At 62.8% G+C, this 12,341-nt stretch carries 12 protein-coding genes; 3 read left to right on the top strand and 9 right to left on the bottom strand.

All coding sequences use genetic code 11. The annotated features are described in order from the left end of the window. The first annotated feature begins 84 nt into the window (after nucleotides 1-84). Nucleotides 85-246, top strand: a complete 162-nt coding sequence (locus SAZ10_RS19545; protein ID WP_318611023.1) for a hypothetical protein — start codon at nucleotides 85-87, stop codon at nucleotides 244-246. 25 nt (nucleotides 247-271) lie between these two features. Here the strand turns inward: SAZ10_RS19545 and SAZ10_RS19540 are convergent, their stop codons facing one another. From SAZ10_RS19540 to nanR, 9 genes are all read right to left on the bottom strand, one after another. After that, nucleotides 272-2,236, bottom strand: coding sequence for a hypothetical protein (locus SAZ10_RS19540; RefSeq protein ID WP_318611022.1), 1,965 nt, complete (start codon nucleotides 2,234-2,236; stop codon nucleotides 272-274). A 12-nt stretch (nucleotides 2,237-2,248) separates the two neighbouring features. Further along, entirely contained in the window at nucleotides 2,249-3,346 is a 1,098-nt protein-coding gene (locus SAZ10_RS19535; protein WP_318611021.1) for a sn-glycerol-3-phosphate ABC transporter ATP-binding protein UgpC, read from the bottom strand. Between the two features lie 28 nt (nucleotides 3,347-3,374). Beyond that, nucleotides 3,375-4,220, bottom strand: coding sequence for a carbohydrate ABC transporter permease (locus SAZ10_RS19530; protein WP_318611020.1), 846 nt, complete (start codon nucleotides 4,218-4,220; stop codon nucleotides 3,375-3,377). After that, complete coding sequence (locus SAZ10_RS19525) at nucleotides 4,217-5,158, bottom strand: sugar ABC transporter permease (protein ID WP_318611019.1); 942 nt, start codon at nucleotides 5,156-5,158, stop codon at nucleotides 4,217-4,219. Before SAZ10_RS19525 ends, SAZ10_RS19530 begins: the two co-directional genes overlap by 4 nt. 87 nt (nucleotides 5,159-5,245) lie before the next feature. Next, the gene (locus SAZ10_RS19520) at nucleotides 5,246-6,904 is read right to left on the bottom strand and encodes an extracellular solute-binding protein (protein ID WP_318611018.1); all 1,659 of its coding nucleotides are present in this window, start codon (nucleotides 6,902-6,904) and stop codon (nucleotides 5,246-5,248) included. A 157-nt stretch (nucleotides 6,905-7,061) separates the two neighbouring features. Then, a complete protein-coding gene (locus tag SAZ10_RS19515) occupies nucleotides 7,062-8,111 on the bottom strand; it encodes an NAD(P)-dependent oxidoreductase (RefSeq protein WP_318611017.1) in 1,050 nt (349 codons plus the stop codon). A gap of 15 nt (nucleotides 8,112-8,126) precedes the next feature. After that, on the bottom strand, nucleotides 8,127-8,912 hold the full coding sequence (locus SAZ10_RS19510) for an HpcH/HpaI aldolase family protein (RefSeq protein WP_318611016.1): 786 nt from the start codon (nucleotides 8,910-8,912) through the stop codon (nucleotides 8,127-8,129). 27 nt (nucleotides 8,913-8,939) lie between these two features. Further along, entirely contained in the window at nucleotides 8,940-9,290 is a 351-nt protein-coding gene (locus SAZ10_RS19505) for an antibiotic biosynthesis monooxygenase family protein (RefSeq protein WP_318611015.1), read from the bottom strand. Then, entirely contained in the window at nucleotides 9,287-9,997 is a 711-nt protein-coding gene (nanR, locus tag SAZ10_RS19500; protein ID WP_318611014.1) for a transcriptional regulator NanR, read from the bottom strand. Before nanR ends, SAZ10_RS19505 begins: the two co-directional genes overlap by 4 nt. A gap of 250 nt (nucleotides 9,998-10,247) precedes the next feature. Between nanR and SAZ10_RS19495 the strand changes: the two genes are divergently transcribed. Next, a complete protein-coding gene (locus SAZ10_RS19495; protein WP_318611013.1) occupies nucleotides 10,248-10,547 on the top strand; it encodes a hypothetical protein in 300 nt (99 codons plus the stop codon). A gap of 437 nt (nucleotides 10,548-10,984) precedes the next feature. Continuing rightward, nucleotides 10,985-12,313 (top strand): glucoamylase family protein, encoded by a 1,329-nt coding sequence (locus SAZ10_RS19490; protein WP_318611012.1) that lies wholly within the window; start codon nucleotides 10,985-10,987, stop codon nucleotides 12,311-12,313. Nucleotides 12,314-12,341 lie beyond the last annotated feature (28 nt).

Here is a 12,341-nt window from a genome sequence, read left to right as displayed (position 1 = left end):
GCAAACTTAAAACCCGAACGCTTTAATGTATAGTTCATTAATTAGTGAAATCTAATGTCGAGTCCTGCAAACTTGGGGGCGGACATGACCAAGAATTTCGGTCAGGATTTCGATCATCCCAGCCGCGAGCGCGGCCGCAAGCGGTCCGCATACAGGCTGCTGCCGAAACTCGTCGACTTCATCATCCCCGTCCTGCTCGGGCTGGCCGCCGCCCTCTATGTCGGCAAACACTGGCTCGGGGCCTGAGATCTCTCAGACAAGAGCGGAGCGTCTATGCAAGCTCGATCCTCGCGACGGAATACGCGTCGAGCTGCAAGTCGGCGGTGGTGAGATCGCCGGCAGCCTTGTCGAGGTAGTTCGGATCGCTGGTGAGGCGCTCGAAAGCAGCTGCGTCGAGAGTTGAGATGCGGCCAGCATTGGCCAGTTCGGTTGGCAGCAGTATGGATATGTCCTGGTCGGTCAGGTTCGAAAGCCAGAGTTCGGTTTTGCCGGAGCGCCTAACGGCAAGTCCGTCGACCTTGCCTCTTGCCGAACTTTCGACCTCGAACAATTGCGCGCCTGCCGCTTGAGACAACCCGGCGACCACATGGAATGCCGGGTACACTACAGCCCCCTCGACGTCGTCGAAATAAGGTTGGGCAAAGTCACAGCGGCGATAGACGAAGCCGAACGGTCCACTCGGAGCGCCGAGCGCAACCGCCTCGACCCCATCCCTCGCCAGGCGGGCGATATAGCCGAGGGACCAGGCGGCGTTGAACAGTCCCCGCTGACGCGGATCGATCCTGCTCAGGCAGACGCGCGCGTTGCCCTCATTTGGCGCCGTTGCATTCCCGTACGCATTTTCACGGCAGCCGAGTTGGCTTGGGCCGATCCGATAGCCGATTTCGTGGCCCATGAAAGCCCGCGTGGAGCGGATCTGGTACGGCAGGCTCTCCAGGGTCTCCATGACGGATCGGTCGTCCGCGGCATGCACACTGGGGCAGGTCGTATGCGTCACGTAATCGAGCAGGGCGGCCGGCGGACGCTTGCGATTGAGCTCGGTGAAATAGGTGGCCATGCCTCCACCCAGTCGCGCTCCGGGAAATGCTGCCCGCGCAGCTGAGTAAAGCTCCTCGAAGCTTGGCATTTCGGGCCATGGGGAGCCCGGCAGGACCGACTTCATGTGCTGGGCGAGAAATACGGCGACCGCGTCCGGTTTCAGGCCCGCCTCGCTCGCCTCCGTGGCCAGCGCGCTCAATTCCGATTGCGGAGCCATGCTGCCGCGCGTGATGATCTCCAGCACGATCTCGGCGCCTGTCGCTTGTCCGAGGTCGCGGTAGAGCTCGAGTTCTCTGCAGCCGTGACCCTGGCGGAGGTCGACCTGGCAGACCAGCCATTTCGGGGCCAGCCGCTTGAGGAGATCAAGCCGCTCGAGCGCGTACGGCGCTTCTTCCGCCGGCACGCCGATCCCGATCGCCGGCATCGTTCCGGATTCCTGGCCGATCGCGATCGCGACGGTTCCGTCGGATACTGCGTTCTTCGATGAGGCGGACGGCAGCTGTCGAGAAATCGAAAGCGTCACCGACTGTCGGATCGGTTCACCGTTCGGCAAGGTATAGGGCCAAGGCTCGGCCAGGGGACGTACATAAGTCTTGTAGGAGGCGTCGGACCAGTTGCGCTGGTCTTCCATCTCGAACGCGTCGCCCTGCATGGTGCAGGTTGCCCATAAATTCGGGGCGATCTGATGGGAGAGCGACCGTATGCCCTGGAAGGGGCACATGGGATCGATCGTATCGGGAAAGACGGCTTGCTCCTCGCGACCGTCCACGTGCGCGACCCGGACAGGGTAGCCGGCCACCCCTTCGACGGGATGGAGCACGATGAAGCCGGTTCGGTTCGTGACCACGTCCGTCTCGGGCGTGGCGATAGCCTCGAAGGAGAGGGAACCGTCGCTCTGTCCGGTTATAGCGGCTTCGTAGGAAAGCCTGCGCCGGTCATCACTGCAGGTGGCTGAATAGCGCACGGTGAACCGGTCGGCGGCCTCTTCGATGACGAGGTCGCGGATTTCAGGCGTGAAGGTCCCCCAATTCTCGTCGCGGACCAGAAAAGCGATCGCCCGCAGCACTTCCGTCCCGCCGAAGCGAACGTAGCGCAGAGCGCCGTTGTCGAGCTCGACCGAAAGCGGGCCCGCTCGAAGCACCCGCGTCGGCGGGTCGACGATGTCAGTGCCGCAGAGCTTAATGGCACGAGAGACCACCGGAATTCTCCTTCAGAGTGTCCGTTCGGTGCCCGCATCGAAGATGGACGCGCGCTGCAGATTGATGTCGATGGCGAGTTTTTCACCGGGACGGCCCACGTCATGGGCCTGCAACTCCGCGATGACCGGCTGGCCGGCCAGGCGGAACGTCGCATAACTGCGCGAACCGGTCGGCTGGACGAGCTCGATCGTCGCATCGTACCGCACAACCCCCTGGCCGGGCTCTCCGTGAGCGCGCGTCATATGTTCGGGCCTCAGCCCCAAAAGCACGTTCTGGCCGTCGGCAGCACCGCCCAGTTTCTTGGCCTGCGGAAGCGGTAGGACAAGGCTGCCATCGCCTAGGGTGAGCCGAAGCTCGCCTGCTCCGTTGAGCAGCCTGCCCGGCAGAAACGACATTTGCGGGGATCCCAGGAAACCAGCGACGAAACGGGTCGCCGGCCGCTCGAACAGCTCGAGCGGCGCGCCCTGCTGCTCGACCACGCCGTCACGCATCAGCACGATACGGTCCGCAAGCGTCATCGCCTCGATCTGGTCGTGCGTGACGTAGATCATCGTCGTCCCGATTTCCTGATGCAGGCGCTTGATCTCCGCGCGCATCCCATCCCGCAATTGGGCATCGAGATTGGACAGCGGCTCGTCGAAGAGGAACAGACGCGGGTTTCGCACAATCGCCCGTCCGATCGCCACGCGCTGCCTTTGTCCGCCGGAGAGTTGACGGGGATAGCGCGGCAGGAAGGCGGTTATTCCGAGCATCTCGGCGGCTCGCTTCACGCGCTTTGCGACCTCGGGCGGGGGCAGTTTCCGCGCCTTCAGACCGAAGCCGATGTTCCGCTCGACGGTCATGTGGGGGTAGAGCGCATAGTCCTGGAATACCATGGCGATGTCGCGGTCACGCGGACGCATGTCATTCACCACGTCGCCGCCGATCTCGATCGTGCCCTCGCTCACCTCCTCGAGCCCGGCGATGGTCCTGAGCAGAGTGCTCTTGCCGCAGCCGGACGGGCCGACCAGAACGGTGAATTCGCCGTCGGCTATGTCGAGATCGACGCCGCGCACCGCAGGAACAGCGCCGAAATGCTTGTGCAGCCCGCTGATCTTCACCCTTGCCATTGCATATCGATCCCTTGGAGCTTGGCCGTCATCCCCGCACCGCACCCAGCGTCAGCCCTCGCACAAGGTGTCGCTGCGCCAGAACGCCGAGGGCAATCGAGGGCACCAGCGATGCGATGGCGAGTGCGCTCGCTTCACCGTATTGCGCACCCTGAAAGCCGAGAAATGCGCGGAAGACGGTCGGAAGCGTAAAGGCGTATCGGCTGGTGAGGATCAGGGCGAAGAAGAATTCCGTCCAGCAGGCGATGAAGGCGAACACCGCCGCCGCCACGATGCCGGGTGCTGCGAGCGGCACGGCGACCTGCCAGAAAGCCTGCCAGCGCGTGCATCCGTCGACGAGTGCGGCATCCTCCATCGATTTCGGCATCTGCCGGAAATAGGCGAACATCATCCACACGGACACCGGAAGCGTGAAGACGGTGTAGGCGATGATCAGGCCGAAACGCGTGTCGTGGAGGCCGAAGGTGCGATAGATGAGGAAGATGGGCAGCACCACCGCGATCGGCGGAAGGAAGCGCTGCGACAGCACCCAGAAGGAGAGGTGCCGGCCGCCCGTGTTGAAGCGCGCAAAGCTGTAGGCCATCAGCGTTCCGAAGAACGCTGATAGGGCTGTTGCGGAGAGCGAAACGACGATGCTGTTCATCAGGCCCGTCAGCCCACGATAGGCAAACAGAGCCGCATTGTAATGGACAAGGGTCGGCTGACTGGGAAACCAGACCGGCGGAACGGCCAGATAGTCGTCGCTGGGCTTTATGGAGGTGATGAACATCCAATAGAGCGGGATGAGCACGAACAAGAGATAGATGCCGATGAAGAGCATGCGCCCCGCCTCGGAGCGAACCCGCCATCTTTTGGTCGCGCCACCCATGCTCATTGGGCCTCCGCGCGAAGCAGTCGCCTGACCAGAAGGCCGACAATGATTGCCGTCAGCACCAGGAATATCCAGCTGCCCGCAGTCGCCTGCGACAGGTGAAACTGGGTGAAACCGACGGTGTAGAGGTAAAACGAGGCGGTGTAGGTCTTCGTGCCCGGCCCGCCGCCGGTCATGATGAAGATCGTATCGAACAGCTTCACGGCGTCGAGCAGGCGGAAGGCCAGCGCAAGCAGCATCATCGGCGCAAGGTGCGGCACGGTGATCGCCCAGAAGGCCTGCCAGGCATTCACGCCGTCGAGCTCGGCTGCCTCATAGAGGTTGGGAGGGATCGAGGTCAGCCCGGCGAGCAGGATGACGAACATGAAGGGCGTCCACTGCCAGACGTCGGCGAGGATCAGGGAGATGTAGATCCACGGGCTTTCCGTCAGCCAGCCGATCGCGACCTCGCTCCCGATGATCTTGCCGAGTATATAGTTGGTCGGCCCGAACGGACGCTGCAGCAGCAGGGCCCAAGCCTGCCCGACGATCACCGGGCTTATGAACAGCGGCACGATGATGATGGACATCACGAGTCCTCGACCGGCGAAGTTGCGCACCATCGCCAGCGCTAGGGCGAGCCCAAGCGCGAATTCGAGGATGACATTCGCTGCCGACAGCATTGCCGTAAGCGCCAGGGACCAGCGCGCGACAGGATCGAAAATCACCAGGCTGAAGTTCTTGAGTCCGACGAATGCGTGGCCGGGAACCTGGAAATCGTAATTGACGAAGGCGACCCAGACGGAGAACAGCAGCGGGTAGACGGAGAGCGCCAGGATCAGGATGACGGCCGGCGCGATGAGCAGCCATTTGAAGTTGCGGTCGCTCCAGTTCGAAAAGGCGGAGAGCGGCGGAAGTGCTCCCACCCGCGCGCCTTGTTCCAGCCCGCTGCTGACCGCCATCCTCGTTTCCTTCCCTGCGATACCGCTCGAAGTGCTCGGATTTAGGGTCCCGCGCCGGCTGGTCTGCCGGCGCGGGGAAGGTTCTTCTCAGTCCAGAGTGACGGCCATTCCCATCTTTTCGACGGTGTGATCCGCGGACGATCCGGGCAGCTTCTTGTACTCTTCGAAGAAAGCCTTCTGGCTGTCCGTGCCCAACCGTTCCGTCGTCGCATCCCACTCCGCGGCCGCCGTCTCGAGCGCCGCCTTCGGGTCCGTGCCGGCCCAGACCGACGTGCACATCCGGTCGAGGGTGAGGGCATAGTCCTGCCAGCCCGGCATGATCAAATCGAGCAGAGCGACATTCGCCGAGTTGTTCAGGTTGCGCAGATAGTCCTTCGCCGTCGGGAAGAGCGAGCCGTAGAGGTCCGACTCGTAATGCGACAGCCGGTACGGATCGCGCAGCGAGTAAGGCAGCATGACGCGAGCCAGCGAGACAGGCGGCGAGACCGCCCACTGCATGAACAGATAGGCGGCATCAGGGTTGGCCGAGTCCGCCGCAAGCGCCTTGTTGTACCCGGTCGCCATCTCGGGATTGCTTGGCACGATGGCGTAGCCGACCTTGTCGGCGATCGACGATTGCGGGATGAAGTTGATCGCCTTGTCGCTCTGCGAATAGCCGGCCGTCATGCGGCCGGTCGGCGGCCACGAGTAGATCATCGCGACTTTGCCCTGCAGCCAGGCTGCCCATAGTGACACAGCATCGAGCTCGTTGTTGCCGGGGATGGAAGCCTTGTTCGCCGCGATCATGTTCTGAAGCGTCTTGATGCCGGCGGGCGAGGCGAGCTGCGCCTTCATGTTGGCGTCGAAGAACTGGCCGCCATTGGCACGGTATTGCTGCAGGAAGTCGAACTGGTTTCCGGGGCTGCCGGCCTTTCTGAAGTGGCCGGCTCCGTAGACTTTGGGCGCAAGCTGATCGGTGATGAATTGCGCGACCTGCGCGTAATCCTCCCATGTTTTCGGCACTTCGAGCGGCTTGCCGAACTTGGTCTGATAAGCTTCCTTGAGTTTTGCATCTTCGAAGATGTCGCGCCGGTAATAGAGCGCGAACATGTCGCCGTCGTCGAAGAAGCCCCAGATCTTGCCCTTGTAGGTTGGCAGCGCCTTGTAGAGCGGATGATAGTCGTCGAGATCCGCCTTGTTCAGGTACTTGGCGATATAGTCGTCGAGCGGCGCAATCACACCGCCATCCGCGAGCGAAGGCGTCCAGGCCGGCTCGATGTCGAGAATGTCGTAGGCGCCCGAGGCGGCGATGTGCTCGGCGACCGGTTTCGAGTACTGGTCGGGATGCGACAGCTCGACGACGTTCGACTTGATGCCGGTGAGCTGTTCCCACATCGGACCGGAGAAGTTGCGCGGGTCGAGCGCCTGCAGCCCGGATTCGTAGGTCATGTTCAGGGTGACGCCGGAATATTGCTTGGCGGCCTGGACCGCGCGATAAGCCGAGCCGTCGGCCGGCCCTTCGCTGGATGCTTTCAGCGCTGCCACCTGCGCCTTGCCGAGCGGCGTCGACGGATCGGCGAGTTCTGCGCCTGCCTGGGCAAGCGCCCATTCCGCCATGGAGCCGAGAACTCCACCGGCAATCGGCAGCATGCCGATCGCCTGCCCGAATTTCGTGATGAAGGTCCTGCGCGTCGGCTCTCCGCGCAGCCAGGCATCCACCTCGGCCGACAGTCCAGCTGCGAAATCCCGTCTTTCACGGTCGTTCATGCCAGTTACTCCTCCCATGGGATGCGATGCCGCCTCGCGGCTCGCATCCTTTGCTTCGCCCACCCGTGAGCGCTGCGGGAGGGGCGTTCCTGTCGTTGAAATCGCCGCCGGTACCGGGCGGCGCGTCCGCGCCCTTTGGATCGAATTCTCTTTCCTTCTATCCTCCGAATTGTGCCGCCATCCCGGCCAGGCGACGCGTCCAGGCCGGGCTCTGCAAAACGTCTCTATTGACGACGCCGCGAGGCACACGCCCATGTTGAAAATCGAGAACTGCCTTGACGTCGGCCGCGCCGTTGCCGGCGAAGCATTGATCGGTCCAGCAGAGCGCGTGCGGGGCCAGAATGACGTTGTCCAGTTGCAGGATCGGATCGCCCGGATCGGGCGGCTCCTGTTCCAGGACGTCCAGACCGGCACCGGCGATCCGGCGCTCCTGCAGCGCAGCCGTCAGCGCTTTCTGATCGACGATCGGGCCTCGCGCGGTGTTGATCAGGAAAGCAGTCGGCTTCATCAGCGCCAGCCGTTCGGCATTGACGAAATGCCGGGTTTCCGGCGCCAGCGGAATGCTGACGGACAGCACGTCGGCTCTCCTGAACAGCTCCTCGAGACCGACGAGCTCTATTCCCAATTCGGAGGCGACGGCCTTGTCGATATACGGGTCGTGGGCAATGAGCCTCATCTCGAAGGGCTTCAACAGGCGGAACACCTCTGCCCCGATATTGCCGACCCCGAGCGATCCGAAGGTGCGGCCGACAAGGCCGATACCCATGTGATCGGACCGCTTGGCGAAGCCGGCGGCGCCCTCCCGGGTCAGCCGGTCCTTGATCATGAGCTTGCCCGTGAGCGCGAGCATCAGCGTCACGATCGAGACCGCGACCGGCCGTCTCACCCCATCCGGGGTGATCACGAGCGCTATGCCGGCCTTGGTGCAGGCTTCGACATCGACCGTGTCGTAGCCCACGCCAAACCGGGCGACGACGCCGAGCCGGCCGCTGCTCGGAACGCTCTCCGGTCCGAACCGGTGCGCGAGCAAAATAAGGGCATCAAAATCTTCGAGCTGATCGCCACGGATCGGATTTGCGGGCTCGAGGAACTCCGTCTCGACATCCGGGGCAGCCATGAGCGGAGCGAGGTCGAAATCGGGATAGGTGGGCGAGCCGTCCGCCTTCCTGAAGTCTCCGGAGAGTGCGACGCGAAACTTGCCTGGCATGGTCAACCTCCCGGTTCAGCCCACTTCCTTGCAGCCAGCGCGAAGCTTGCCGATCGCTTCTGCCAGCGCATTGTGCAGCACCCAGACATCTCCGGAATAGCAGATGAAGTCGAAGCCCTGCGCGTTGAGCTCGATGCCCTGTTCGACGGTCGGCACGAGCCGCCCCAGGGCCTTGTTGTGCTTCCTGACGGCAGCCACCGTCTTCTCGATGGCTTGTTTGAATTTCGGATGGTCGAACTCGCCGGGAATGCCCAGCGAGACGGACAGGTCGAAATGGCCGACCCAGAGGCAATCGACGCCGTCGATCGCCGCCATCTCATCGGCGTTCTCCACCCCCTCTTCCGTCTCGATCTGGCAGAAAAGGGTGGTGCGCCGGTTGGAGGCGACGAACTTGTCGGCAACCGATCCGGGGCGATAGCGATCATGTGCCACCTGGAGCGCGACGCCACGCTTTCCGACCGGGTGGTACTTCATGGAATCGATGATGTGGCGGACCTCCGCCGGATTGCCCACCATTGGCAGCATGAGGCCTTCGGCGCCCATGTCCATGGCTCGGGCGATATGGTGGTATTCGCGTGAGGGCACGCGCACGATCGCAGGCAGTTGCGCCGCCTCGAAATAGCGCAGTGCGCTTTTCACCGTCTCGAACCCGAACCCCGAATGCTCGAGGTCGAACAGCACGAAATCGCAACCCGCCGACTTCAGGATGTGGCCAATGCCCGGCGTGGCAAATTCGACGATGAAGTGCCCGAGTTTCGGCTTCCTCGTGGCCGACAGTTCCTTGAGACCCGGCTCTGCCATTTCGCTCCTCCCACGCCTGTGTTGTTTCTACTCCCGCCGGTCGTAGCCGACCGGCTTTCCTTCCGATGTATTGGCAGGCAATCCGTTGCAAACTAGATCGCACTGCGTCACCGACTTTTGACTGACCAGCGATGCGCTTTCGCGATCGAAACGTTCGTAATGCAGCGAGTTGAGGTGGTCGGCGAATGCCGCCTCGTCCTCGTATATTTCGTAGAGCAGCACGCGGTCCGTCGCGTCCCTGGGCTCGAGCACGTCGAAGCGTCGGCATCCACGCTCATTCTCCACGGAGGCGCGAGCATTCTCGTCCACCAGGCGGCGGAACGCCTGCTGCGCGCCGGGCTTGAGCTCAAAGTCCACGATGATCGCGTAGGCGTTCATCCGCGGCTCCCGACGACATCGGTGTAACGCCGCGTCACATATTCGAGGTGCTCGCGCATCGCCTGCTCCGAGCGGTCGGGATCGCGCGCGGCGACTGCCTCGAAGATGGCACGATGGGCCTCATAGGCTTTCACGTCTTCGCCGGGGGCGAGCGTCGTATGACGCTGCTCCAGAAGCCATTCGGCGAAGGCTGCGTGGACCGCCGTGAAGATCGGATTGCGCGGCACGACGGCGAGCACATAGTGGAAGGCCACGTCCGTTCGCTCGAATTGCTTGAGGTCGCCGATCGAATTCTGGTTCTGATCGAGCGCGGCCTCGAAGGTGGCTATATCCTCGGCCGTCGCATGGAGTGCCGCGTGCCGGGCGAGCCCGATCTCGAAGAATAGTCGCGCGCTCTGGAAATTCTGGACGCCGTCGGGCGCTGCAAGCATGTGGCGCGCCGTCCCGGACAGTCCTTCGATCACGAATTGCGGCGTCGGACGGGTGACCTTTGCCCGTTCGCCTGAGCGCACTTCCACCAGGCCCATCTTGCGCAAATGGAACAGGGCTTCGCGGACGGCCGGACGGCCAACGCCGAAGTGGCGCATCAGGTCTCGTTCGGAGGGGAGGTGGTCGCTTTCGGCAAACTCGCCGTCGCGGATCATCTGCTCGAGATGGTCCGCGATATCCTCGTAGAGCTTGCGCTGCCGGACAGTGACCCCACGCACCTGGCATACCTTTCATACCAGCTACGGGAAGCACGCTAGGAGCGGCTGTTGGCAAAGTCAAATTGAATCGTGGGTTGCGGCCGTCGGTGGTTCAAACGCAGAGGGACAGGGCTGGTCCTTCTCAGGCGAATGGAATGATGTTCAACCCTAGATTGACCGTCAGACCTTTCGCGCCTACCTTTGTTTGCATCATTGGACTGTCATGCCACCCGATGGAAGCGTGCGCGTCCTTGCCAAGACGCCGATAACAATGCCCAAAACCGAGCTGCATGTAGAAAGCCAGATGAAAGCGTGTCGCTACCATAGCTTCCTTATTGAACCCGACGACAGCACAGGCCGATGGCGGGTCACCGACCCCTTCGATCAGTATCTCGGCGACTTTGCCAGTTTGCGGGAAGCTCGGAGTCAAATAGACGAGCTGGCAGGCGGAAGCAGGCTTGCCGGTGTCTTTGGCATGGGATTCGCCGCGCTGATCGGCGTAGCGATCTTCAAACTCTACGTCTGGGGCGGCCTGGCCCCGTTGCTCGACGCACTCCTTGCCGCTCCCTGATCGAGCGACTGTCGACCGGGGTAGGGGACGAGCGCCGTCATAGCGGCCGGCGTCCTTCTCTCCATTGGCGGGAGCGAAATTGGATCTGGCGCGGCGCTGGTGACTCCCTCCCCCTTGTGGGGAGGGATAGAGGGTGGGGGTGCCCCGGCGCTCAGCCTGTCGGTTAGCGATGCTCAGATGCCATCTCCGGCTCGGTTGGGCGTGCGCCGCACCCCCACCCTGAATCCCTCCCCACAAGGGGGAGGGGGGCACCAGAGTCGCGCCCTACAATCTGCCGTTTAGCGGTAGACGTGCCCGGTCCACCCTCCGCAGCTGCAGCCTAGGGCAAGTGTGAAGGGCGTCCGGCTGTCGCGTTGGACGAGATGCGGTTATCCTATGCAGAGAGCACTGGCTTGTGCCGGCTGACATTCACACGCAGCTCTGTACCGGTGACGGCTATGCCCGAACTGATGTCCTTGACTGAAATCCACCGGCAGCTGACCGATGAAGACTGGCGTCGGCTGCAGTTCACCACTTTGATGTACTACATCCACGCCACGAATCCCGACAACGGCCTGGTTCGCGACAGGACGGAGCAGGGGGCGCCAGCGAGCATCGCCGCAATCGGCATGGCGATGGCGTCGGTGCCCGTTATCGTGGAACGTGACATCATGGTCCGTGAATATGCGGGCAAGCTTACCCGCAGGCGGTTGCAATATCTGATCCAGCTCCCCCAGGGACCCGAGCCGGACGCCTCCGGCTACAAAGGCTTCTTCTATCATTTCCTGGACATGGAAAACGGTCACCGCGTCTGGCAGTGCGAGCTGTCGACGATCGACTCGGCGTTCCTGTTCGCAGGCGCCCTGACGGCCGCGACCTACTTCGATCGGGACACACCGGAAGAGGTGGAAATCCGTCAACTCGCCACCGAGCTCTATGAGCGTGCCGACTGGAACTGGGCCCGCGACGGCGGTGTCACGCTCACCCATGGCTGGCGCCCGGAAAGCGGCTTCATCCCGTATCGCTGGCGTGGCTACGACGAAGGCCTGCTGCTCTATTTTCTGGGGCTCGGGTCGCCGACCCATCCGTTGCCGCCCGAGAGCTACGCCGCCTACACCGAAACATACGAGTGGAAGAAGATCTACGGCCGCGAGCTGCTCTATTCGGGGCCGCTCTTCACCCATCAGCTTTCGCATATGTGGGTCGACTTCCGCGGCATCCGCGACGCCTTCATGCGTGAGCACGACAGCGACTATTTCGAGAACAGCCGGCAGGCGACTTTCGTCCAGCAGGAATACGCAATCCACAATCCGATGCATTGGGCCGGCTATGGAAAATATTGCTGGGGGTTCAGCGCGAGCGATGGGCCCGGCTGGGTCACGCGGGAGGTCAACGGCGTCAAACGGGAGTTCTTCGACTACATCGACCGCGGCGCTCCCTTCGGCCCCGACGACGGGACGGTTGCGCCCTGGGCTGTCGTCGCCTCGATGCCCTTTGCCCCGGAGATCGTCATCCCCACGGCTCGCAACTTTGCCCGGATGGACCTCGGCGCAACACGGCTTTACGGGTTCAAGCCATCGTTCAACCGGTCATTCGCCGTCGAAGACAGTCCTACCGGGTGGTGGGTCACTCCCTGCCACTTCGGCATCGACCAGGGACCGGTCGTGCTGATGGTCGAAAACTACCGGACCGGCCTGCTCTGGAAGATCATGCACCGCTGCCAGCCGCTGGTGGCCGGTTTGCGCAGGGCAGGGTTTTCAGGAGGCTGGCTGGAGGCTGCAAGTTGACTTTGGGTTGGGCTGCTGCGCGGAAGCG

Origin of the sequence: Mesorhizobium sp. BAC0120, from assembly GCF_033542235.1 — a bacterium.
In the GTDB taxonomy this organism is placed as follows: Bacteria; Pseudomonadota; Alphaproteobacteria; order Rhizobiales; family Rhizobiaceae; genus JAWRCU01.
The sequence above is the reverse complement of the archived record's forward strand: the minus strand, read 5'-3'. Positions and strand labels throughout refer to the sequence as shown.